A 2,728-nucleotide genomic window follows, 5' to 3' on the forward strand; every position below is an offset into this window, starting at 1 on the left:
CAACGGCCTGCTGCGCCAGTACTTCCCCAAGGGCACCAACCTTGCGGTCCACAGCCGCCAGCACCTGGACGCCGTTGCCGCCGAGCTCAACGGCCGGCCACGCAAAACGCTCAACTGGGATACCCCAGCCGAGCGCCTGCATAGACTGATCGCTGCCTGACCAACCGACCATGTGTTGCGACGATCGCTGGATTCCAAGGCGGCGGACGGTCGCTCGGACGTTCTTCAGCGGCCGTCGCACGGGTCGTCGTCCGCAGACACCGGCTTGGTGTCGGCCGCCAGGCAGGAGGAGTACACCCGCGGCGGCGTGGGCCGCGGCTTCGGTTCCGACGTGGCGCCCACGGCAATGATCGCCCCGGCACCGACGAAGGTTAGCCCTGCCATCGCGGCGAGCCAGGTAGCGCGGCTCACTGATCGCCACGGAAGTGGTTACGGAGATCGTCACGGCAGTCGTCCTCGGTGCCGACCTGGACTCGTGAGAAGGCCAGCACTCCGTCTTCCTTGCCTTCCTGCTTGGCTTTGGCCAGCTGCGTCTCGATGTCCGCGATGCGCTCGGCGCACTCGGCACTGACGGACTTCTCGGGCTGCGGGGCCGGTGCCGAGGAGGCGTTCAGTTTGGCGGTGGCGGCGAGGCCAGCCGCGCACAGCACCGCCCACGCGGCAACCCACGCGCGGCGGCTCATCCGTATCGGCTTAGGCATCCAGGCATCCTACGAGCGCCGCGGCGGACTGTCGCCGAATCGGAACTTCCTCGTCGACGAGACCAACGACGGAGCCAGCTGGCATCGCCGACGAGGGCGACGGTGTCCGACCGATCGCGCGTCAGCCTCGACCGCTCACCACTCGCCGCTCGCCGAAGTCGGCGCGGGCAGCCTCGTCTTCACGTTCCGTCCGCAGCTCGGGGCGTCTCCTGCAGGCCGCCGTCGCCTACCGCCCCGACACGACCGCCGGCCTCGCCGCGGCTCGGTCACGCACCGTATCAGGCGGCGCGAAGCCAGGGAGCGGAACTGGCCATCAGCGGGGACCGCCAGTGGGGAGTTACTGGCCGTACGCCGGGGAAAAGATCTTGGCCGCTGTCAGTCACCAGCTGGGTGGACCCTTTGCAGGGCCCACCCAGCTACACAACGCACGTCCCTTACAGCTCTATGAGCACACTGACCTCGAAAGATGCTTGACAACCCCAGATAATCCAGGCCGACGCCCTCTACACCCTGCTCTTCATGGAGGAGGTGTCAGCCCGGCTCGGGTGGGCGTGGGATCCGCGCGAGGTGACGCCCGGCCGCCGCCCGGTCATGGAGATCGCCGGGATCGACCAGCGCCTCATCGGCTGGCAGTCCACCCGCCGCCAGCAGATCGAGGACGCCCTCCCCGTCCTCACGGCCAAGTACGAGGAGCGGCAGGGGCACCCGCCGGGGGAGCGGGCCGCCTACGCGCTCGCCTGTCAGGCCGCCGACCAGACCCGCCGGCCCAAGCGCAAGGAACTGCGGTCGCTGTCCGAGCTGCGCGCCGCCTGGCGGGACTCGGCGGCCCGAGCGTACGGAGCCGACGTCGTCGCACGGCTGGCGGAGCGCGCCCGAGCAGCGGCCGCAGCGATCTGGGTACGGGTGCGCCCGGTCGTCGACATCGCCCTGGCCGCCGTCGAGACCATCGCCGTGGTGTACGTGATGCGCGGCGCCTTCAGCCGCCACCACCTCCTCGCCGAAGCCCGCCGCCACCTCTCCTACGCCCTGCGCGGCCGACCCCACCAGCCCGGCCTGGACGAACAGATCGTCCAGACGGCCATCGACGCCTACACCCGCCCGGTCGGCCGCGGCTGGATGATGACCGCCGACCTGCGCGCCCTCTACCCGCACGACACCGAGGACCAGGCCGTGCTGCGCCCCCTGACCCGCAACCGGTCCGCCACCCCGTACCAGCGTGCCCGCCTCGCCGTCGGCGCCGTTACCGCCCGGGTCTACGCCGCATGCCGCGCGGACCGCCTGAACTCCCGGCCCCGGCCCCGGCCGCGCACCGTCACGGTGCCGACCACCCCGAGACCCAACCTGCGCCCGGGGCGGGCGGAGCGGAGGGCCGGCCGGGACCCTGAGCCGACGACGGACGTCGCCGCGGTGGAGCAGACCTGCCGGACGTTGGAGGCCGCCGCCGCCGAGATGGCCGCCAGGCTCCAGGCCGGGATCCGGGAACGAGCCGCCGCCCGCCGACCCTCGCCCCACCCCGCCCCGGCGACTGCCCCACTGCCGCACGCCCAGCAGCCTGTCCAGCCCGCGCCGGGCCGGACCACACCCACCGGAGGGATCGCATGACTACCACGCCGTCGCCGGACCCGAGGATCGAAGCCGTCGCCGCCCGGCTGAAGGAGGCCGTCCAGGAGCGCGCCGAGGCGCTCGGGCCGCCGCCGGTCTGGCAGCCGATCTGGAATCGGCCCCGGAAGCCGAAGACCATCAAGGAGAAGAAGGCGGAGCTGGCCAAGCAGCGCAAGCGCCTCAAGGCGGCCGGGGTACGCCGCTTCTACGGCTCCCAGGCGCGCCGGCCCCGGCCCCGGCCCCGACAGAACCGTATCGGCAGCGCCGCGGCCCGCCGCGATGCGCGCGTCCTGTCCCGGATGCGGCACACGAACGCCTGGCTGTGGTGACGATCCACGGGCATCGTCCACCGAGTGGACCGCCCGATGCCGACACTGGGCGGAGCCCACCGAGTGGACTCCACCCAGTGGACGCCACTCCCCGCA

The 2,728-nt window shown here is 72.2% G+C and carries 3 protein-coding genes and 2 pseudogenes; 3 read left to right on the forward strand and 2 right to left on the reverse strand.

The features are described 5' to 3' along the window. Positions 1-160: pseudogene (locus AB0915_RS38895) on the forward strand (IS30 family transposase); the annotation flags it as partial. 65 nt (positions 161-225) lie between these two features. Here AB0915_RS38895 and AB0915_RS38900 read toward each other — a convergent pair. Both AB0915_RS38900 and AB0915_RS38905 read right to left on the reverse strand, forming a co-directional pair. Then, positions 226-411, reverse strand: coding sequence for a hypothetical protein (locus AB0915_RS38900; RefSeq protein WP_366696091.1), 186 nt, complete (start codon positions 409-411; stop codon positions 226-228). Beyond that, positions 408-701 carry a hypothetical protein gene (locus tag AB0915_RS38905; RefSeq protein ID WP_366696093.1) on the reverse strand — a complete coding sequence of 98 codons (294 nt, stop codon included), beginning with the start codon at positions 699-701 and terminating at the stop codon, positions 408-410. Before AB0915_RS38905 ends, AB0915_RS38900 begins: the two co-directional genes overlap by 4 nt. Positions 702-1,184: 483 nt before the next feature. Here AB0915_RS38905 and AB0915_RS38910 point away from each other — a divergent pair. Both AB0915_RS38910 and AB0915_RS38915 read left to right on the forward strand, forming a co-directional pair. Beyond that, a pseudogene (locus tag AB0915_RS38910) lies at positions 1,185-2,303 on the forward strand (relaxase domain-containing protein); the annotation flags it as partial. Then, positions 2,300-2,632: a hypothetical protein gene (locus AB0915_RS38915; protein WP_366696095.1), complete on the forward strand. Its 333-nt coding sequence runs from the start codon at positions 2,300-2,302 to the stop codon at positions 2,630-2,632. The pseudogene AB0915_RS38910 and the gene AB0915_RS38915, both read left to right, overlap by 4 nt. The last annotated feature ends 96 nt before the right edge of the window (positions 2,633-2,728 follow it).

The organism is Streptomyces sp. NPDC048411 (assembly GCF_040704695.1).
Lineage (GTDB): Bacteria > Actinomycetota > Actinomycetes > Streptomycetales > Streptomycetaceae > Streptomyces.